18 protein-coding genes and 1 riboswitch are annotated in these 20,182 nt (G+C 44.6%); of the genes, 9 read left to right on the top strand and 9 right to left on the bottom strand.

Annotated features, from left to right (window positions below; genetic code table 11):
* Positions 1 to 22 precede the first annotated feature (22 nt).
* Positions 23 to 111: riboswitch (cyclic di-GMP riboswitch) on the top strand.
* A 115-nt stretch (positions 112 to 226) separates the two neighbouring features.
* The 3 genes from AOT11_RS12115 to AOT11_RS12105 all read left to right on the top strand — a co-directional run bounded on the left by AOT11_RS12115 (position 227) and on the right by AOT11_RS12105 (position 1,944).
* Positions 227 to 820, top strand: coding sequence for a TfoX/Sxy family DNA transformation protein (locus AOT11_RS12115; protein WP_011150802.1), 594 nt, complete (start codon positions 227 to 229; stop codon positions 818 to 820).
* A 124-nt stretch (positions 821 to 944) separates the two neighbouring features.
* Positions 945 to 1,622: a TVP38/TMEM64 family protein gene (locus tag AOT11_RS12110; protein ID WP_017421985.1), complete on the top strand. Its 678-nt coding sequence runs from the start codon at positions 945 to 947 to the stop codon at positions 1,620 to 1,622.
* A gap of 13 nt (positions 1,623 to 1,635) precedes the next feature.
* On the top strand, positions 1,636 to 1,944 hold the full coding sequence (locus AOT11_RS12105) for a putative signal transducing protein (RefSeq protein WP_017421986.1): 309 nt from the start codon (positions 1,636 to 1,638) through the stop codon (positions 1,942 to 1,944).
* Between the two features lie 45 nt (positions 1,945 to 1,989).
* On the opposite strand, the gene AOT11_RS12100 is transcribed toward AOT11_RS12105, so the two are convergent.
* The 4 genes from AOT11_RS12100 to topA all read right to left on the bottom strand — a co-directional run bounded on the left by AOT11_RS12100 (position 1,990) and on the right by topA (position 8,808).
* Positions 1,990 to 2,784 (bottom strand): alpha/beta fold hydrolase, encoded by a 795-nt coding sequence (locus tag AOT11_RS12100; protein WP_017421987.1) that lies wholly within the window; start codon positions 2,782 to 2,784, stop codon positions 1,990 to 1,992.
* Positions 2,785 to 3,038: 254 nt separating this feature from the next.
* The gene (glgA, locus tag AOT11_RS12095; protein WP_026050618.1) at positions 3,039 to 4,496 is read right to left on the bottom strand and encodes a glycogen synthase GlgA; all 1,458 of its coding nucleotides are present in this window, start codon (positions 4,494 to 4,496) and stop codon (positions 3,039 to 3,041) included.
* A complete protein-coding gene (gene glgC / locus AOT11_RS12090) occupies positions 4,486 to 5,703 on the bottom strand; it encodes a glucose-1-phosphate adenylyltransferase (RefSeq protein ID WP_017421989.1) in 1,218 nt (405 codons plus the stop codon). Before glgC ends, glgA begins: the two co-directional genes overlap by 11 nt.
* 480 nt (positions 5,704 to 6,183) lie before the next feature.
* A complete protein-coding gene (topA, locus tag AOT11_RS12080; protein ID WP_017421991.1) occupies positions 6,184 to 8,808 on the bottom strand; it encodes a type I DNA topoisomerase in 2,625 nt (874 codons plus the stop codon).
* A gap of 414 nt (positions 8,809 to 9,222) precedes the next feature.
* On the opposite strand from topA, the gene AOT11_RS12075 reads away from it, so the two are divergent.
* Positions 9,223 to 9,471 carry a YciN family protein gene (locus AOT11_RS12075; protein WP_017421992.1) on the top strand — a complete coding sequence of 83 codons (249 nt, stop codon included), beginning with the start codon at positions 9,223 to 9,225 and terminating at the stop codon, positions 9,469 to 9,471.
* 199 nt (positions 9,472 to 9,670) lie between these two features.
* Here AOT11_RS12075 and aroA read toward each other — a convergent pair whose 3' ends face one another.
* Positions 9,671 to 10,957 carry a 3-phosphoshikimate 1-carboxyvinyltransferase gene (gene aroA, locus AOT11_RS12070; RefSeq protein ID WP_017421993.1) on the bottom strand — a complete coding sequence of 429 codons (1,287 nt, stop codon included), beginning with the start codon at positions 10,955 to 10,957 and terminating at the stop codon, positions 9,671 to 9,673.
* A gap of 124 nt (positions 10,958 to 11,081) precedes the next feature.
* The gene (locus tag AOT11_RS12065; RefSeq protein WP_017421994.1) at positions 11,082 to 11,543 is read right to left on the bottom strand and encodes an outer membrane lipoprotein; all 462 of its coding nucleotides are present in this window, start codon (positions 11,541 to 11,543) and stop codon (positions 11,082 to 11,084) included.
* A 30-nt stretch (positions 11,544 to 11,573) separates the two neighbouring features.
* Here AOT11_RS12065 and aat point away from each other — a divergent pair, with 30 nt between their 5' ends.
* The 3 genes from aat to infA all read left to right on the top strand — a co-directional run bounded on the left by aat (position 11,574) and on the right by infA (position 13,280).
* Positions 11,574 to 12,287 (top strand): leucyl/phenylalanyl-tRNA--protein transferase, encoded by a 714-nt coding sequence (gene aat / locus AOT11_RS12060; RefSeq protein ID WP_026050617.1) that lies wholly within the window; start codon positions 11,574 to 11,576, stop codon positions 12,285 to 12,287.
* Positions 12,284 to 12,982, top strand: a complete 699-nt coding sequence (locus AOT11_RS12055; protein WP_026050616.1) for an arginyltransferase — start codon at positions 12,284 to 12,286, stop codon at positions 12,980 to 12,982. Before aat ends, AOT11_RS12055 begins: the two co-directional genes overlap by 4 nt.
* A gap of 79 nt (positions 12,983 to 13,061) precedes the next feature.
* Positions 13,062 to 13,280 carry a translation initiation factor IF-1 gene (gene infA / locus AOT11_RS12050; RefSeq protein WP_001040192.1) on the top strand — a complete coding sequence of 73 codons (219 nt, stop codon included), beginning with the start codon at positions 13,062 to 13,064 and terminating at the stop codon, positions 13,278 to 13,280.
* A 150-nt stretch (positions 13,281 to 13,430) separates the two neighbouring features.
* Here infA and clpA read toward each other — a convergent pair whose 3' ends face one another.
* Entirely contained in the window at positions 13,431 to 15,704 is a 2,274-nt protein-coding gene (gene clpA / locus AOT11_RS12045) for an ATP-dependent Clp protease ATP-binding subunit ClpA (protein WP_017421996.1), read from the bottom strand.
* Positions 15,705 to 15,751: 47 nt separating this feature from the next.
* Positions 15,752 to 16,072 (bottom strand): ATP-dependent Clp protease adapter ClpS, encoded by a 321-nt coding sequence (clpS, locus tag AOT11_RS12040; RefSeq protein ID WP_011080003.1) that lies wholly within the window; start codon positions 16,070 to 16,072, stop codon positions 15,752 to 15,754.
* Positions 16,073 to 16,612: 540 nt separating this feature from the next.
* Between clpS and cspD the strand changes: the two genes are divergently transcribed.
* Positions 16,613 to 16,834, top strand: coding sequence for a cold shock domain-containing protein CspD (gene cspD / locus AOT11_RS12035; protein ID WP_013571399.1), 222 nt, complete (start codon positions 16,613 to 16,615; stop codon positions 16,832 to 16,834).
* Between the two features lie 86 nt (positions 16,835 to 16,920).
* Here the strand turns inward: cspD and AOT11_RS12030 are convergent, their stop codons facing one another.
* Positions 16,921 to 19,146 carry an NADP-dependent isocitrate dehydrogenase gene (locus AOT11_RS12030; protein WP_017421997.1) on the bottom strand — a complete coding sequence of 742 codons (2,226 nt, stop codon included), beginning with the start codon at positions 19,144 to 19,146 and terminating at the stop codon, positions 16,921 to 16,923.
* A 300-nt stretch (positions 19,147 to 19,446) separates the two neighbouring features.
* Between AOT11_RS12030 and AOT11_RS12025 the strand changes: the two genes are divergently transcribed.
* A complete protein-coding gene (locus AOT11_RS12025) occupies positions 19,447 to 20,151 on the top strand; it encodes a pseudouridine synthase (protein ID WP_017421998.1) in 705 nt (234 codons plus the stop codon).
* Positions 20,152 to 20,182: the final 31 nt, after the last annotated feature.

Here is a 20,182-nt window from a genome sequence, read left to right as displayed (position 1 = left end):
TAGAAATCGTATCCTTCTAGTGTCACGCACAGGGCAAACCATTTGAAAAAGTGGGACGCAAAGCCTCCGGCCTAAACCAGACGTTTTTTGGTAGGTAGCGGGGTTACCGATGGCAAAAATGCATAACAACAAGTTTACCCATTAATGACATTGTATTTGCATTGGTTTGCTAATCTCTCGGACCTGATTTGGTGGCGTAATAGTAATTACACCGAGATAACACATCATGGATAAACCGATACTCAAAGATTCAATGAAGCTTTTTGAGCAACTTGGTGCGATAAAATCTCGCTCAATGTTTGGCGGATTCGGCCTTTTTGCAGATGAGACCATGTTCGCACTTGTGGTGAAAGACCAGCTTCATATTCGCGCAGATCAAAAATCAACATTACTTTTTGAAAAGCAAGGGCTCAAACCATACGTTTATACTAAGCGTGGGTTTCCTGTTGTCACTAAGTACTACGCGATTTCAGACGCGCTATGGCAAGACCAAAATGCACTACTCGCTTTAGCCAAACGTGCATTGGCCAGTGCTAATAATGATAAACAACAGCAAGCAACAGCAAAACCTGAACGATTAAAAGACCTACCTAACCTGCGTTTAGCCACCGAACGAATGCTTAAAAAGGCGGGAATTGAAACAGTCGAGCAGTTGGAATCTCAAGGCGCGGTTCGTGCGTACGAAGCGATTAAAAACACCCACAGTGGTGCCGTGAGCTTAGAGCTGCTTTGGGCGTTAGAGGGAGCCATCAATGGTACGCACTGGAGTGTGATTCCTCAGCAACGTCGAGACGAATTAGTGAATAAATTGTCTTTGTAGGCAAGCACGTTTATTATTTCTTATAGATTAAAACCACATCAAAATGATGTGGTTTTTTTATATCGTTTGAAAGATTTTCTGTCTCAATCAGGTCTGATAACCAAGCTATCTGGAGAAAAATTGAATGAACAAAAAACTCGTATTCGGAATCTTGCTTATCGCGACCATTATTTTATTGGCGGTTAATTTTAGTCAATACCTCACACTCGACAACGCTAAAGCACAACAACTTGCCCTGAACAGTTTTATTGAAGAAAACTTTCTGTTTTCTTCAATAAGCTATTTTGTCATTTACGTTGGTCTTACCGCCTTTTCAGTTCCTGGAGCTACCGTCGTCACGCTATTAGGCGCTGCTCTGTTTGGTTTTTGGTATAGCCTACTGCTTGTCTCGTTTGCCAGCACCATTGGGGCAACCATCGCATTTTTGAGTAGTCGCTACCTGCTAAAAGATTGGGTGCAGGCACGTTTTGGAGACAAACTTAGCGCGATCAACCAAGGCGTTGAAAAGGATGGCGCCTTTTATCTATTTTCATTACGCTTGATCCCTGTCTTCCCATTTTTCCTGATTAACTTGCTAATGGGTTTAACACCAATTTCCATTGGTCGTTACTATCTTACTAGCCAGATAGGCATGCTACCTGGTACGGCTGTCTACCTAAATGCGGGGACACAATTGGCCGACATCAACTCGTTGTCGGGGATACTTTCACCGACAGTATTAGCCTCATTTGCGTTATTGGGTGTGTTTCCTATCGCTGTAAAATGGATCATGAGTAAATTTAGACCTCAACTCTCTTCATAAAAGGAATTCACTTATGAAGATATTCACCGCCAACACGCCTATAGAAGCGCATATCGTGTGCCAATTACTGATGAATGAAGCGGTACAATGTGAGGTTCGAGGTGAGGGTTTATTTGGCTTGAGAGGTGAGTTACCAGCAACTGAGGATACCAATCCATACATTTGGCTATTGGAACCTGAGAAAGTCGATTTTGCTAAAGCGATATTAGCCAGCTATCGTGAGCAGCAAGTAGCGCATCAAAATTGGCTATGCCCACAGTGCGGAGAAGAAATAGAAGGTCAATTTGGAGCTTGCTGGCATTGTGGGCAAGTACTTGAGTAATGAGCGCAATTGACAGAGGAAGGCACTAGCCTTCCTCATGTTTTATTAGATTTGGCGTTGGATAAAATCGATCGAATGCTGGTTAAACTCGTCGGGCTTTTCCACATTGCACACATGGCCACAGTTTTTTATCTCTAGCAACTCACTCTGGGTGTGAGCAGCAACCATCTCTTTGACGGGTTTAATAAACATATAATCACGCTCTCCCATCAAATATAGCGTTGGGATCGGCAATTCACGCTCTTTGAAATAACGCATCAGTGGATTCACCTCTGCCGCGAGTATAAACCAACGCTTAAACTCTTTTTGACACAGCTTCTTCGCTTCACGGATAAAGAGATGACGTGATTCCTGCTGATTTTTTTGCGGCATCACAATATAGGCAAACAGCTTGTACAACCACATATAGGGCAGCACATGCTTGCCAAAGTTACCTAGAGAGACCAAGATACGAGAACGCGCATCGAGACGCGTTACCGCACCACCAAGCACCATGGATTTAACCCTTTCCCCCGCCAGTTCCGCTAGATTTCGGACAATGATCGTCCCTAGAGACATCCCAACGAAATGCGCGGAGTGAATTTTAAGATGATCAAGCACCTTGAGGATATCTTGCGTCACCGCCCCAAAGGTATAGCGGTTACTGATCAATTCTTTTAATAGTTGATTGGATTTACCGTGCCCACGTAAGTCAACCAATAACAGATTGAAATGCTGCTTGTACGCTTTAATTTGCTTAAACCAGATGGACGAACTGCCACCCGCACCATGCACAAAAACCACCCACTCTTGGCTGGTAGGATGGAGATAAGTTTTGTGAAATAGTAACGCTTGAGCCATAAAACAACGCCAAAAAAAGAGAAAACTAAAAGGTTTAAACAGTATAGCTAACCCACTTGCAATGGTGATGTATCAAATAGCAATCCAATCGAAATGGGGACTTCCGCCACAAGGATAGTCAATGAATCACCATAGTAAGAATGGGAGGCAAGAATCCTACCACATATCAATTCAAATTCTATTTGAGTTCGGTTAAAAAACGTAAAAAGGCACCATAATCAGTGCCTTTCCATTCATATTTCAGAACTTTTACTCTATTTTAGCGCAGAACGATACAACTCAACATATTGCTCTGCTGCCTTGTTCCAGCAAAAATCTCGTTCCATCGCGTACAGCTGAACTCGTCGAAGCTCTGTTAGATTCTGTGCATACAATAACAACGCTCTTTGCATGGTAATCAACAACGCTTGCGCTGTGGGCTCATAGAACACAAATCCTGTCGCAGTCTCTGGATTCACATCGTAATCACATACACTGTCTTTTAGACCCCCAACACCTCTCACGATCGGCAAGGAGCCATACGCCATGCTATAGATTTGATTTAAGCCACAAGGCTCAAACTCTGAAGGCATTAAAAAGAAATCGGATGCGGCTTCAACTAAGTGTGCGAGTTGATTGTTATAAGCTTCAACAAAGACAAACTTTTCACCAAACTGAGCTGCAACATCACGTAATTGCGCAGCAAGCAACGGGTCACCGGTCCCAACCAAAACCAGCTGAACATCCAACTTCAGGAAATCAGTCAATACTGGCAATAGATAATGCACCCCTTTCTGATGCGTCAAACGACACACCATACCAAACATAGCGACGTCCTTTACAGGTAAGCCGACTTGCTCTTGAAGCGCACGTTTACAGCCATTTTTCCCTCTCACCATACTCTGCTTAGTTGCTTTGTAGTTGATGGGTAAATAGCTGTCAGTATCTGGATGCCATGCAGAATAATCGCAGCCATTCAGAATCCCGACAAGATCATCAGATCGCGTTTGAAATTCCCACGCCATGCCATGACTGCCAAGTTCAGTTTTCAGCTCCTCTGCATAGGTTGGGCTCACAGCGTTGATTTTATCCGCGCTCATCACGCCCGCTTTCAGCATCGTCATATGCGTAGAGCTGACGGCGGCATCGGGTACATTTCGGCAATGAAATTCAGGTAAACACTGCATCTCATCATAGTGAAAGACACCTTTAAAGACCGCATTATGGATCGACAAAATACTCTTTGTTTGAGCAAAAAATGGATCTTGACCGTAACGGTGCTTAAGCAAGAATGGGACTAAGCCTGTATGCCAATCATTGGCATGCACGATCTCAGGCTGGAAACCAATCTTTGGTAACATATCCAAACAAGCAGCACTAAAAAAAGCAAAGCGCTCACCGTTATCCGTATACGCCTGATTATTCTCAGCGTACATCGAAGGACGATCAAAATAGTGCGCACACGCAATGAGATAGACTGGCGTATCGCCCAAGAAACGTTTTTTAACTTGATAATGAGTATGAGGCCAAGATTCTAAGTGTGTATCGAGGATGATTTCATCATCACACACATCAGGAATTGCGGTATAAGCCGGAATGGCAATTCTCGCATCATGCTGAAGATTCACCAAAGCTTCAGGCAGTGCCTTGGCAACATCCGCCAAGCCACCACTTTTGATCAAACCTTCTACTTCCGATGCTACAAACAGAATCGACAAAGGGTTAGTAGCCAACTCTTGCTCCTTTTGGAATAACAACGATACCTTCATCGGAGACATGGAAGATTTTTTTGTCTTCCTGCAAATTCACACCAATTTGCGTTCCTGGCGCGATATCTACGTCCTTATCAACAATGACACGACGTAACACACAGCCTTCCCCAACTTTGACATCACCCAATAAAATAGACTCGCTAATATCGCAGGCTGAAGCAATATTACTACGGAAACCTAGCACAGACTTTTCGATACGTGAACCACGTACGTAACTGCCATTGCAGACTAGGCTATCAATAATTTGTACACGCCCGTTGTCTGAGTCGGTAAACGTCGCAGGAGGCAATGGTGGCTGATAGGTGTGCAGCGGCCATTTTCGGTTGTATAGAGAGAATGGCGCGTCTTTTTTCAACAGATCCATGTGCGCTTGCCAGTAAGCATCAATGGTACCGACATCACGCCAATACACTTCAGCTTTTTCTCCGGAAATACGGTTCTGGCTAAAGTCATACACGAATACGTCACCACGTGGGAACATTTTAGGGATAATATCTTTCCCAAAATCGTGGGATGAGTTTTCGTTGTCCGCATCTTCAATCAACTCAGCGAACAACACATCCGCTTCAAACACATAGTTACCCATTGAAACCAAGGCAAAGTCTGGGTCACCCGGAATCGATTTAGGCGCTTTAGGCTTCTCTTCAAAGCCCACCATACGCCCTTCTGCATCGACTTCGATAACACCAAACTGCGACGCTTCTGCTAGTGGTATTCTTAAAGCAGAAACGGTTAATGCGGCTTGTTTCTCTTTGTGGAAACTAAGCATCTGCTTAATATCCATCTTGTAAATATGATCCGAACCAAAGATACACACTTGTTCTGGTTCAGATAGCTCCATAAAACGCAGGTTTTGGTAGATAGCGTCAGCCGTGCCTTCATACCAACGTTTGCCAGTGCGCATCTGTGCGGGAATGGGATCAATAAAACGATCAGTAATACCGTTGATGTTCCACCCTTTTTTCATATGATGGAACAGAGATTGAGATTTAAACTGCGTTAACACGTAAATACGCATCAAGTCTGCGTTCACAAAGTTGTTTAACGCGAAGTCGATTAGGCGGTAACTACCGCCAAAAGGCACCGCAGGTTTACTACGAGATTCCGTCAAAGGACGTAGCCTTGAACCTTCACCGCCAGCAAGAATCATTCCCAAAACACCAGCCATTCGTTGTTCTCCATTTCGTTATAGCTAGAAGACTCAGTGAGTTCACTATGTGGGGGGACACTGAGCTCAAATTGTTATCCCTTGCGCAAACCTTGAATTCTTTAAGCCGAATCATTGTTGATCAAGGCATTACATTAATATTGCACAAGTTTCGTATAAGTTATCGCACTTCCAACAAATTACAATTTCAAATAGGGTATTGTGTGCTGCATGCATTTGTTGCGTTGGGAAGTCGTTACCTGGGTCACACTCAAACAGGTGTTTATTTACATATCCCGAACAGCTAAGTTACACATTTCCGACACGCACATTCTTAAGCACATGTGAACAGAATAAGTCAGGCATATGAAAGAGCGATGACAAAGAGATCCCATAGATATCGACTGTGTCATCAGCGCTTGTCATGAGGGAGAATAGAGCTAATTGGTGAGCGATAGAGATAAAAAAAGCAGCCAATGTTGGCTGCTTCGTCAAACTCGGTTATTTCGCGTTTTTGCGTTTATCCGTTACTTCCCATTTACCATCAACATAGAGTGCTGTCCAACCTGTCGGTTTTCCATCAACTTCAGTGCGTACATAGTTTTCTTTGGTTTTACGGCTAAAACGAACAACCGCCTCGACCCCATCAGGATCTTGTGTTGGCGCTTCTGCAAGGTGTTTGTATTTCTCTGGCAAACGCTCAGCAAATCGAGCCAACTCAGAAACCAACGGCACACGCGTTTCTCTAGATTTCGGAAAATTACTCGCGGCGAGGAATAAACCAGCAGCACCATCACGAAGAACAAAGTACGCATCTGAATTGCTGCATGGCAACTCAGGAAAATGCACAGGATCTTCTTTTGGTGGCGCTACTTCACCGTTTTTCAGGATCTTACGCGTGTTCTTGCAAGTCTCACTCGTGCAATCCATGTATTTACCAAAGCGACCGTTTTTGAGCACCATGTCACTGCCACACTTGTCGCACTCAACCACAGGGCCATCATAACCTTTTACTTTAAACTCACCATGCTCGACTAAGTAACCCTCACAGTTTGGATTGTTACCACATACGTGCATCTTACGTTTATCATCGATCAGGTATGCATCCATCGCGGTTTCACAGATAGGACAACGTTTCTTTGCTCGAAGCGCAGCAGTTTCAACGTCTTCTTCGAGAACGTTGATGATGCCTTCTTCATCACCAAGATTAATGGTCGTCTTACAGCGTTCTTTCACTGGCAATGCGTAGCCAGAACAGCCAAGGAAAACCCCAGTAGAAGCAGTACGAATGCCCATTGGACGCGAACAGGTCGGACATTGAATATCGGTCATAACAATATGATTTGGTTTCATACCGCCATGCGCTTCGTCTTCTTCGGCGCGGCCAAGATCCGTGGTGAAGTCAGCAAAGAATTGATTCAGAACGTCTTTCCAGTTCACATCGCCTTCGGCGATTTTATCCAGCTTCTCTTCCATACGAGCAGTAAAGTCGTAGTTCATCAGATCGTTGAAACTGTCATCAAGACGGTCAGTCACGATTTCACCCATTTTCTCGGCGTAGAAACGACGCTGGTCCACTTTTACGTAACCACGGTCTTGAATAGTCGAGATAATGGAGGCATAAGTTGAAGGGCGACCAATGCCGCGCTTCTCTAGCTCTTTAACCAAAGCAGCTTCGGTAAAACGAGCCGGCGGCTTAGTAAAGTGCTGTTTCGGCTCTAAGGACTCAAGGTTTAGCTTATCGCCCACTTGAACCGCTGGAAGGATCGTATCTTCATTTTTGCCCAATGGGCGCTGCACGCGAGTCCAACCATCAAATTTCAGAATACGGCCTTTTGCTTTCAAGGTATATTCTGCAGCTTTAACGCTCACCGTCGTTGAGTCGTACTCAGCTTCAGTCATTTGACAGGCGACAAACTGATTCCAAATCAAGGCATAAAGTTTATGTGCGTCAGCGTCAACACCCTCTAGAGCATCTGCTTTGATGTTGACATCTGAAGGACGAATCGCTTCGTGCGCTTCTTGTGCCCCTTGCTTGCTACCATAAACCAATGGTGCTTTTGGCAAGTAGCGAGAGCCAAATTCATCACTGATGTACCCACGAACTGCTTCTACCGCTTCTTGGCTTAAATTGGTCGAGTCAGTACGCATATAGGTGATGTAACCTGCTTCGTACAAACGCTGAGCCAACATCATCGTTTTCTTAACGCCATAGCCTAAGCGAGTACTTGCCGCTTGTTGGAGCGTTGACGTAATAAACGGCGCTGAAGGCTTGCTCTTTGTTGGACGATCTTCCCGCTTACAAACTTCAAACTGTGCTTTTTGCAGAACCGCCAGAGCGGCGTTGGTTTCCGCTTCATTGACTGGGCGGAACGCGTCACCAGACTTTTGAGCAACCAAAAGCTTAAATGGCATCGTTTCTTGCGTCAGTGTGTTGGCGTGAATGTCCCAAAATTCTTCCGGTACAAACGCTTTGATCTCTCGTTCACGTTCCACCAAAAGCTTCACAGCGACCGATTGCACACGACCTGCAGACAAACCGCGAGCCACTTTCTTCCACAGTAATGGGGACACCATAAAGCCCACAACGCGGTCCATGAATCGACGCGCTTGTTGTGCGTTAACCCCATCCATATTGAGATGGCCAGGTTTTTGGAATGCTTGCTGAATTGCATTCTTAGTAATTTCGTTAAAAACGACTCGTTTATAGCGTGCTTCATCGCCACCGATGATCTCACGAAGGTGCCACGCAATAGCTTCCCCCTCGCGGTCCAAATCGGTTGCGAGATAAACAAAATCAGCGTCTTTAGCTAGCTTTTGTAATTCGCTGACAACTTTTTCTTTGCCTGGCAGAATTTGATAATTTGCAGCCCAATCATGATATGGGTCGATACCCATTTTCTTGATCAGTGCATTACGATCTTTCTCTTGCTTGATACGAGCCTTTTCTTCTACGCTCATACCCTTAGTAGAAATGGCAGCCGCTTTTTCGCCTGTACTCTGACCTGCTGTAGGCAAGTCGCGTACATGACCAACACTCGACTTAACCACAAAGTCTTTTCCAAGATACTTATTGATCGTTTTAGCCTTAGCTGGCGACTCCACTATAACGAGCGATTTACCCATATTGACTCTAACGTCCTTAAAAAATGATCACATTACTTTTCGTTTTCACGAGAAAAGTAATCGGTACGTTGTACTATTTCATTGCTTCTTTTTTTACTATTGTGCGAGATGAAAAGAAGATCAACTGCTTTTTTACATTTCGAATTTGTTTGCTCGACAATTCATCGCTAAACAATAGACAACGATTTTTGCTCATGTCGACAAAATGCGGAAACTGTAGACCGCCGTATACTAAGCAACGGATGAATTTTGTTGCTAATAAAAACCTAATTTTTCTGTTGCATGTCACAAAACGTTTACTGATCAGCATCAAGCAACCGTCTGCTTTTTGCCTCGGATTCTTTAATAGCGATTGAATTCGCCCGTCAAGACTCTAGACTATCGCTCGTAAATCATAGTAAAGGCGCTAAGAAAATGAGTGACAAGAAATCCATTTCTGAATTTGAACTGCTATTAATTGCCAACCACATCATCCAAGAGCATGACGATTACATAGAGGGAATGAGAGCAACCAGCGTCGACGAAAAAGATGGCGTACTGGTGTTTAAAGGCGAATATTTCTTAGACCATAACGGACTACCAACAGCCAATACCACGTCGGTTTTCAACATGTTTAAGTATCTCGCGCACCATTTGTCGAAAGAGTTTACTCTCAACAAATAATCTCCCCACTGATACGCCAATATTCCCATAAACAAGTTGACGTTGATGTTAGCCGGTAAGCGAGTAAATCTCCATCAGCATAGATTTACTATGTACCTGCTCGGACTTACATTTCAACAAGCGTGCGCAACCAACACCGCGACAACTTCACGCTGAACGGAGAAAAGAAAGCCTTGGCATTTCACCAAGGCTTTTATTCTTACGCTAACTCACTCAGTGAAGCCAGCTTGTCAAAGTAATCCGGAAATGTTTTTGACGTGCACTTCGGATCGTTAATGGTCACAGGAGTGTCGCTCAGCGCTACCAAGGAAAAACACATCGCGATACGGTGATCATCATAAGTATCAATGGCGGCATGCGTGAGTTGTTGTGGCGGATTAACGATGAGGTAATCCTCCCCCTCTTCCACCTCCGCGCCCACTTTACGTAACTCCGTTGCCATAGCGGATAATCGATCGGTTTCTTTTACTCGCCAGTTGTACACGTTGCGAATGGCTGTTGTGCCTTGGGCGAAAAGAGCCGTGGTAGCAATGGTCATTGCCGCGTCAGGGATATGATTGTAATCCATGTCGATGCCTTTTAGGCGACCAACGCGAGAGATGACATAGTCTTCTCCCCACTCAATTTCGGCACCCATTTTCTCAAGAGCATCAGCAAAATGGATGTCTCCCTGAATGCTATTTTTGCCGATTCCCGTTACCTTGATCTCGCCACCTTTAATGGCGGCAGCAGCAAGAAAATAAGACGCCGACGAGGCATCCCCTTCCACCAAGAATTGACCAGGGGAAACATAGCTTTGACCAGCTGGAATAATAAATTCTTGGTAGGCGTTATTGACCACATCCACACCAAATTGCTTCATGATGTGCAGTGTAATATCGATGTAAGGTTTTGAAACGAGTTCACCGACAATATGAATTTTCACTTCACCTTGTGCTAACGGTGCCGCCATTAAAAATGCAGTTAAGAACTGGCTAGAAATAGAACCGTCAATATTGACAGTTCCCGCCTGTAAGCCTGTTGCGTTGATTTTCAACGGTGGGTAGTTTTCGTTTTCAAGATACTCGATTTGGGCACCCGCTTCTCTTAAGGCGTCCACTAAGTGCCCAATAGGGCGCTCTTTCATTCGTGGTTCACCCGTCAGTACAAATTCCCCTTTGCCCAAACAAAGCGCTGCGGCAAGTGGGCGCATCGCTGTACCGGCGTTGCCTAAAAACAACTCCTGAGCTTCAGCCGCTGTAAACGGTCGGCCTAAGCCTTCCACAACACAAACAGTTTTGTCGGCAGAGAGCTCATAATGCACGCCAAGCTTCGTTAGCGCATTAAGCATATGACGGATATCATCACTATCTAACAAGTTAGTGAGTCGCGTTGTGCCTTTAGCAAGGGCAGCCAATAACAAGGCGCGGTTAGAAACACTTTTTGAACCAGGCAGGTTCACTTCACCATTGACTTTTTTAATCGGTTGTAACGTAAGGCTTTCCATTAATTGAGTTAATCCTTGAGTCCCGTTTTCCTTAAAGTGAGGACTTCAACTTATTCTTCGTGACTTCAGACTAACGAAAAAAAACCGATAAAACCAGTGAAAATGAGTGAATAATTACTCAAATCTACAGTGCTAAATCAACCCTAACCCCATCATCAAAATAAAGCATCCGAACCTTATCCGCTCGGTTGAATAACATGTTCTTATCCACATCCTGAATAACATTAATCAACTGCCCCTTTTCCGTCTTAATCAACAATTCAACCAGTTGATATTCAATGCGGTATTCACTTTGACCTTGGTTTTGTACTATCACCGCTCCCGCTACTGCGCCAATGGCTGTTGCAACCTCTTTTCCTGCCCCTCCTCCAAACTGATTGCCAACTACCCCCCCCATCGTGGCACCGAGCAATGTTTTCCATCCTTCGGCTTGAGAGCGCATAATCTCCTGTTGAGAAATGTATCGAACTGATTCTACTTCGCCATAAATGACTTTATTCACTGGCTTTGCTACATTCCTCTCATAGTTTGCGTGCACTAGAAACGGCATAAACAGCAGGCAATACAACCATTTTTTCATAAACATCTCCTCAAACCGGACTATAGATATTCTCACATGGCGATCTATCTGACAGAACTTGATAGTAAAAGTTTAGACTTTCCTCCTGCAGAAAAGGCATTGGCCGATCCCAATGGCTTGTTGGCCTTTGGTGGTGACCTCACACCAGAAAGACTGATCGCGGCATATCACCATGGTATTTTTCCGTGGTACGGGCCGGGAGAACCGATTTTGTGGTGGAGTCCATCAACGCGAGCTGTTTTTGATCCGAACACCTTCTCACCCTCTAAAAGCCTTAAAAAGTTCCAGAGAAAAGCTCAATACCAAGTCAGCATTAATCATACGACGCCAGAAGTCATTAAGCTGTGTGGCAACACACGCCCCGCGGAAGAAACTTGGTTGAATGATGAGATGCAAGCGGCCTACACCTCATTAGCGTTGCAAGGAATCTGTCACTCGGTTGAGGTTTGGCAAGATCAAAAACTCATTGGTGGTTTCTATGGTCTTAGCATAGGAGAACTGTTTTGTGGCGAATCGATGTTTAGCCTCGAAACCAACGCATCTAAAATTGCGTTATGGTATTTTTGCCGTCATTTCAGCGAGCATGGTGGAAAACTGATCGATTGCCAGGTGATGAATTCTCATTTGCACTCATTAGGGGCTTTTACGTTGCCGAGAGAGGAATTTCTCCAACGGCTGCTATGCTTAAAACAACAGAGAGTAACGTCGGGTTGTTTCTCACCCCAATGGTTGAAGAGGCACAATGCATGAGTTCAGATATCCACCAAATTAAAATAGGGCTCACAGACAATCATCCTTGCAGTTATTTGCCCGAGAGAAAAGAACGAGTCGCCGTGGCACTTGAGGCGGATATGCACACAGCTGACAATTATGAAGTTCTGTTGGCCAATGGATTTCGTCGCAGTGGCAATACCATCTACAAGCCTCATTGTGATAGCTGCCACTCATGCCAACCCATTCGCATATCAGTACCCGACATTGAACTTTCACGCAGCCAAAAGCGTTTGCTGGCCAAAGCACGCCCCCTTAGCTGGTCGATGAAGCGAAATATGGATGAAAACTGGTTCGATCTCTATAGTCGATACATTGTTGCTCGACATCGTAACGGAACCATGTACCCCCCGAAAAAAGATGACTTTGCTCATTTTTCTCGTAATCAATGGCTAACCACGCAGTTTCTCCACATCTATGAAGGACAGCGCTTAATCGCTGTCGCAGTGACAGACATCATGGAACATTGCGCCAGTGCTTTTTACACCTTTTTTGAACCAGAACATGAGCTATCTCTGGGGACTCTGGCCGTGTTATTTCAATTGGAATACTGCCAAGAAGAGAATAAACAATGGCTCTATTTGGGTTATCAGATTGACGAGTGCCCAGCGATGAACTATAAAGTTCGCTTTCATCGCCACCAAAAACTAGTAAATCAGCGTTGGCAAGGGTAGAATACGCCCCAACTTTACTTTTTTACATTTTGACGGCTTATGTAACCGTCAAGATTCGCCAAGTTTCTAAGAGGATTAAATGGCTAAAGAAGACGTAATTGAGATGCAAGGCACTGTTCTTGATACTCTACCAAACACTATGTTCCGCGTTGAGCTTGAAAACGGCCACGTTGTAACTGCGCACATTTCAGGCAAAATGCGTAAAAACTACATCCGTATTCTAACGGGTGACAAAGTAACTGTAGAGATGACTCCATACGACCTATCGAAAGGCCGCATCGTCTTCCGTGCTCGTTAATCTCTGATTATCGCAGTCAAACAAAAAGCGGAGCGCTATGCTCCGCTTTTTGTTTGACTAGAATCATGTCGCGTACAGAAACGACTGCGTCGCGCGTTTGTGTACGCTATCAATAATAAAGCGAGCCTTAGCTCGCTTTATTATTTACTTTTAATGAACCGCTTCTTCACGCGTTGTCAGATACTCAAACTTCAAATCATCTTTCTCTAACGTGACTTTCACCGTACCACCATCGATTAACGAACCAAACAGCAGCTCATTTGCCAACGGTTTTTTCAGTTTATCTTGAATAACTCGGCTCATTGGTCGGGCACCCATGGCTTTATCGTAACCTTTGTTTGCCAACCAGTGACGAGCATCTTCAGACACTTCCAAAGAAACGCCACGCGCGTCCAACTGCACTTGTAGCTCGACGATAAACTTGTCCACCACCTGATGAATAATCGCTTCATCAAGGCTATTAAACCAAATGATGTTATCGAGACGATTACGAAACTCTGGAGTGAAGACTTTCTTAATTTCCGCCATCGCATCATGGCTATGATCCTGCTGAATCAAACCAATCGATTTCTTCTCAGTCTCTGCGACACCAGCATTGGTGGTCATGACTAAGATGACATTACGGAAATCCGCTTTACGACCATTGTTATCGGTAAGCGTGCCGTTATCCATCACCTGCAATAATAGGTTGAAGATATCTGGGTGCGCTTTTTCAATTTCATCCAGCAGCACAACGGCATGAGGATGTTTGATCACCGCATCCGTGAGCAAACCACCTTGATCGTAGCCAACATAACCTGGAGGCGCACCAATCAAACGGCTCACTGAATGTCTCTCACCATACTCGGACATATCAAAGCGTAATAACTCAATCCCAAGTATCTTCGACAGCTGAACGGTGACCTCAGTTTTACCAACACCAGTAGGGCCAGCAAACAAGAAAGAGCCCACAGGTTTGTTTTCTGCGCCTAATCCCGCACGGCTGAGCTTGATGGCTTCACAAAGTACGTCAATCGCCGCATCTTGCCCAAACACCAACATTTTCATCTTGTCATCAAGGCTCTTGAGAATATCTTTATCCGAAGAGGATACCGATTTTTCTGGGATACGAGCCATTTTAGCCACCATGGCTTCAATATCTGCCACTCCAACCGTTTTCTTACGACGACTCGCTGGCGTCAGGCGACTACGTGCACCCGCTTCATCAATCACGTCTATCGCCTTGTCAGGCAAATGACGTTCATTAATGTACTTCGCAGATAGTTCAACCGCAGCTCTCAGCGCTTTGTTGGTATAGCGGACATCATGGTGCGCTTCGTATTTAGATTTCAACCCCATCAAAATCTTCGTTGTGTCATCTAACGAAGGCTCGACAACGTCGATTTTTTGGAAACGGCGAGACAAAGCACGCTCTTTCTCAAAAATGTTGCTGTATTCTTGATAGGTAGTAGAGCCGATACAGCGTAGCTTTCCGCCACTTAATAACGGTTTAATCAAGTTTGCGGCATCAACCTGGCCACCAGAAGCCGCACCAGCACCAATGATGGTGTGAATTTCATCAATAAATAAGATGGCGTCTTTTTCTTTCTCTAGCTGCTTAAGAATGGTCTTAAAACGCTTCTCGAAATCGCCACGGTATTTGGTTCCCGCCAGCAATGAGCCAATATCTAGGGAATAGATGACGCTGTCTTTAATAACGTCTGGTACCGAGCCCTCGACAATTCTCCACGCCAATCCTTCTGCAATGGCTGTCTTACCAACCCCCGCTTCACCAACGAGAAGTGGGTTGTTTTTACGGCGACGACAAAGTACTTGTATCGTACGTTCCAACTCTTTATCTCGGCCAATTAGAGGGTCAATATGGCCATCTTTCGCAACTTGATTGAGGTTGGTAGCAAAACTTTCTAAGCGTTCTTCTGAGCTACTCTCTTCACTACTCGAATCGCTGCCGAAGGAGTCTGACGAAGAAGAGTCATCACTCGCGCCAGATGCTTTCGTGATACCGTGAGAAATGTAATTCACGATATCCAATCGTGAAATATCATTTTTCTTCAATAGATAAGCCGCGTGCGATTCTTGTTCACTAAAGATAGCAACCAGCACATTTGCACCAGTGACTTCACTGCGACCGGAAGACTGAACATGAAACACAGCTCGTTGAAGCACTCGCTGAAAGCTCAACGTAGGCTGAGTTTCCCGAGTTTCATCATTGTCTGGAATAAGAGGAGTTGTCTGATCAATGAACACATCCAGTTCATATCGCAGAGCATTGAGATCGGCTTTGCACGCCAAAAGAGCTTCCTTCGCAGCATTGTTTTCCAACAACGCGAGTAGGAGGTGTTCAACAGTCATGAACTCATGTCGTTTGTCACGAGCACGAGCGAAAGCGCCATTCAGGCTCGACTCTAATTCTTTATTAAGCATAAGTACCTCCTGTGAGAACAACTTGGTTGCTCGAGCAAGTCTTATCTTTACGCTTGCTCCATCGTACACAGCAACGGATGTTCATTTTCCCTTGAATACATCGTTACCTGCGCTACTTTCGTTTCAGCAATCTCTGCACTATACGTGCCACAAATTGCTTTTCCTTCGTAGTGAACTTTCAGCATGATCTGCGTAGCTTTATCTAAATCATGCGAAAAAAAACGCTCAAGAACATCAATCACGAAATCCATCGGGGTGTAATCATCGTTGTTTAGCACCACGTTGTACTTCTTGGGCGGTTGAATCTGGGTTATTTCTTTCTCCAGTAAATCCGAATCTGGAGTGATCCATTCAAAATTTTTACTCATGGCTTCTATTAAACACTTGGGACTTTCAACAAAGAGTCAGATACCTGCAAACACTTTACCATAAGCACCAAGTTCGGTGTAGTCAGTTAGCCTTCGCGTGTAATTTCCCTTACTTAGAGACTAATTCACGCCACAGCAGGCTGCAAATAAAAAGATGAGACAAGGCTATTTATCTGCAACTGTTTGATGCTTTTGCCATCAGACGTCAACTCATTTTAGGGAAAAGCTCAATCACTCAACAAAGAAACTTTTGCAAAAATGTTAAACCCAAAAGTGATCTGTTTGCGATTATGTTGTTATTAATACATTTTTACTATTGACTAGCCAAAATCATTGACTACATTGGTTGGTGTTGATGAATTTTTCTTCACTTAGTGCTTCGCTTCGCAAAACGCGAAACTTGCAAAAAAGTTTAACTGCCAAAAATCCATCACACGAAATTCTTAAATTTAGCTTAAAAGCAAATTTGCCATCAGTCTGTTACACAGGCTAAAGATTGGCTAACAACATCAGTAACAAAATGCATGAGGGATGTATAGCATGGCTACAGGTACAGTAAAGTGGTTCAATAACGCCAAAGGATTTGGTTTTATCTGTTCAGATCAAGAGGAAGGCGACATCTTCGCCCACTACTCAACGATTCAGATGGACGGTTATCGTACACTGAAAGCGGGCCAACAAGTCACGTATGAGATTGAGAAAGGTCCGAAAGGGTGCCACGCTAGCAGCGTCGTTCCACTCGAAGTACAAGCAACGAAGTAAGACTGGTATTGCGACAAAATTCACTTTTAAGCAACGCTTTAGCTCTTATTGAAAAACCCGCCTTTCGGCGGGTTTTGTTTTTTGCATTAAGCTTCAATCACTTGGTTTAAGGATTGACTTGGTCGCATCAGAGCCGAGGTTTTAGCATCGTCAAATAGGTAATAACCGCCAAGATCACCTGGTGCACCTTGCGCACCATTTAACTCAGCGACAATAACTGCCTCTTGCTCTGCAAGTGCTTTTGCAATTGGAGCAAATTCAGCCGCCAATTCAGCGTCTGCGGTTTGCTCTGCCAACGCTTTCGCCCAGTAAGCCGCCAAGTAGTAATGGCTACCACGGTTGTCTAACTCACCCACTTTACGAGACGGAGACTTGTTTGTATCCAAAAACTCGCCTGTCGCAGCGTCTAATGCATCAGCCAATACTTTTGCTTTAGCGTTTCCAGACACCACGCTCAAATGTTCCAGTGAAGCCGCTAGCGCCAAAAATTCACCGAGAGAATCCCAACGAAGATGATTTTCTTTTTGAACTTGCTGTACGTGCTTAGGTGCAGAACCACCAGCTCCGGTTTCAAATAGGCCGCCACCGTTCATCAGTGGAACGATAGAGAGCATTTTTGCCGATGTACCTAATTCTAGAATTGGGTACAAATCGGTTAAGTAGTCACGTAGTACGTTACCAGTCACAGAAATGGTGTCTTGACCCGCTTTGATGCGCTCGAGTGAGAACTTACACGCATCTACCGGTGCTAAGATCTTAATTTCTAAACCTGCTGTATCATAATTCGGTAAGTAGGCATTCACTTTCTTAATAAGCTCGGCGTCGTGAGCTCGGTTTTCGTCCAACCAGAATACCGCAGGAGCACCACTTGCTCTTGCGCGCGTGACAGCCAGTTTGACCCAATCTTGAATTGGAGCGTCTTTAACTTGGCACATACGGAAGATATCACCTTCTTCGACTGCTTGTTCAAGCAGTACAGCGCCGTCTGTTGTAACGACTTTAACAGTGCCTGCCGCATCGAGGATAAAGGTCTTGTCGTGTGAGCCGTACTCTTCCGCTTTTTGTGCCATCAAACCAACGTTTGGTACACTGCCCATTGTTGTCGGATCAAATGCACCATGCTCTTTACAGAAATCGATAACGGCTTGATAGACGCCTGCATAGCAACGATCTGGAATCAATGCTTTGGTGTCTTTCTGCTTGCCATCAGGACCCCACATTTGGCCCGATGCGCGCAGCATTGCAGGCATAGATGCATCAACGATCACATCACTCGGTACATGCAAGTTGGTAATACCACGGTCAGAATCGACCATTGCTAACGCTGGTTGAGATTCGTAAACCGCAGCAATTGCAGCTTCAATCTCTTCTTTTTGTGCTTGTGGCAAGGCTGCAATTTTCGCGTATACATCACCAAGTCCGTTGTTGACGTCAACACCCAACTTAGCGAAAAGATCGCCGTATTTGGCAAAAACGTCTTTATAGTAAACTTTGACCGCATGACCAAAAATGACAGGATCTGACACCTTCATCATGGTTGCCTTCATATGAAGCGAAAGCAAAACATCTTGTTGCTTAGCTTCTGCAATTTCTTTCTCGAAAAACGCAACAAGTGCATTTTTGTTTAGAACGGCAGAGTCGATGATCTCTTTATCTTGCAGCGCAAATGCTTTCTTTAGGACTTTCTTAGAACCATCTTCAGCAACAAATTCAATTTGCACATTTGTTGCACCGTTTACTGTCACGGACTTTTCACTGCCAAAGAAATCTTTTTCCGTCATGCTCGAGACGTGAGACTTCGAATCTGAGCTCCAAGCCCCCATTGAATGCGGGTTTTTCTTTGCATAGTTCTTCACTGACAGTGGCGCTCGACGATCCGAGTTACCTTCACGAAGTACAGGGTTTACCGCACTGCCTTTAATCTTATCGTAAGTCGCCTTAATAGCTTCTTCTTCATAAGTGCTCGGCTCTTCTGGGTAGTTTGGCAGATCATAGCCCTTGTCTTGAAGCTCTTTAATCGCGGCTTTCAACTGAGGAACTGAGGCTGAAATATTTGGCAGCTTGATGATGTTCGCTTCTGGCGTCTGAGCCAGCTCACCAAGTTCTGCAAGCGCGTCGCCAATACGTTGTTCTTCTTTTAGGTGCTCTGGGAAGTTGGCGATAATACGCCCTGCTAGAGAAATGTCGCGAGTTTCAACGTTAATGCCTGAAGAAGCTGTGAAAGATTGAATAATTGGCAGCAATGAGTAAGTTGCTAGCGCTGGTGCTTCATCAGTAATGGTGTAAATAATTGTAGGTTTTTCTGTAGGCATGAAATTTCCCTATTTTTGAACACCTCAGCAAGCTGAGATGAGTGGAATTGACGCGCTTTGCACTTTCACTGAGTATCAGTATCTCCCCTAGTGCAAACCGCCGTTTGGCACTCTTTGTTGTTACTCTTTGAGTTAGTTTCTCTAAATCCATGAGTGCACGTTTATAATTAAACAAATTACGCAAAATAGTCTATTATTCTGTGCGCTATTGTTAGTATAAGGCGCGCAGATCATATCCGATTCCGTCGAAAGTTAAAACTTATACACACACTTCATTTACATTTTTGCAAGGTACTTAACATGTCATTCCGTTCTAGCAGCACTTCTCCACGCTCGAACAAGCAAACAGCGACCAAGCGATTTAAACAAAGCGGACAAGCTCAATCTGTTGGCTCGCCCAAAAGACATGGTGTAAAACGGAAGAACAATGAACAGAGCAAAAAATCTTTGTCGTTGGCAGAACGTAAAATCATTATCTTCAATAAGCCATATGACACGCTCAGCCAATTTACCGATGGTGAAGGTAGAAAAACGTTAGCAGACTTTATTCCTGTCAAAGGAGTATACGCAGCGGGAAGATTAGATCGTGACAGTGAAGGCCTGATGGTGTTAACCAATGATGGCATACTGCAAGCCAAACTCACTCAGCCAAAATCCAAATCGCCTAAAACCTACTGGGTACAAGTAGAAGGCGCTCCAACCGAGGAACAGCTCGAACCTCTTCGCCGTGGTGTTGAGCTGAAAGATGGGCTGACGTTGCCCGCTAAAGTAGAGATCATCCAAGATCCTCAGCTGTGGGAAAGAACCCCCCCTGTCCGATTTCGTGCTGCAATCCCCACCACTTGGCTAGCCATTACGATTATTGAAGGAAGAAATCGTCAAGTGCGACGCATGACGGCCCATATTGGCTTCCCGACGTTGAGGCTAGTACGTTACTCAATGGGAGGAATGACGTTACAAGATCTTCAACCCGGCGAGTGGAAGGAAATTTCCTTACCAAGTTAGGGCTAATGCCCTAACTTAAGCCGTAACGTAA

It is taken from the genome of Vibrio vulnificus NBRC 15645 = ATCC 27562 (genome assembly GCF_002224265.1).
GTDB lineage: Bacteria > Pseudomonadota > Gammaproteobacteria > Enterobacterales > Vibrionaceae > Vibrio > Vibrio vulnificus.
Note: the sequence above shows the minus strand (reverse complement) of the source record. Positions and strands in the feature narration are given on the sequence as shown.